This window comes from Streptomyces sp. SID13726 (assembly GCF_010548375.1).
Taxonomy (GTDB): Bacteria; Actinomycetota; Actinomycetes; order Streptomycetales; family Streptomycetaceae; genus Streptomyces.
The window spans coordinates 1-409 of the sequence record NZ_JAAGLY010000663.1; the positions used below are offsets into that span (position 1 = coordinate 1).

Here is a 409-nt window from a genome sequence, read left to right on the forward strand (position 1 = left end):
GGTGCGCAAGACCGCGTCCGGGGTCAACATCTCCACCGTCTACCGCACGCTGGAGCTCCTGGAGGAGCTGAAGCTGGTCTCGCACGCCCACCTCGGGCACGGGGCCCCCACGTACCACCTCGCCGACCGGCACCACCACATCCACCTGGTCTGCCGCGAGTGCACCAACGTGATCGAGGCGGACGTGGACATCGCCGCCGAGTTCACCGCGAAGCTGCGCGCCACCTTCGGTTTCGAGACCGACATGAAGCACTTCGCGATCTTCGGGCTCTGCAAGAAGTGCGCCGCCAAGCACCAGGGCACCCCGTCGTAGGCTTGGTGGCATGACCAGCAGCCCCTTGCTCCATCTCCCCGGCGCCGTACCGGCCGAAGGCCGCGACGAGGGCGTCGCCGCCCACTACGGAGAGCT

1 protein-coding gene is annotated in these 409 nt (G+C 68.2%); it reads left to right on the forward strand.

Annotation, left to right across the window (positions count from 1 at the left end; translation table 11 throughout):
- A partial coding sequence (locus tag G3I78_RS49660; protein WP_164437253.1) for a transcriptional repressor occupies nt 1–313 on the forward strand: 313 nt, incomplete at its 5' end.
- Nucleotides 314–409 lie beyond the last annotated feature (96 nt).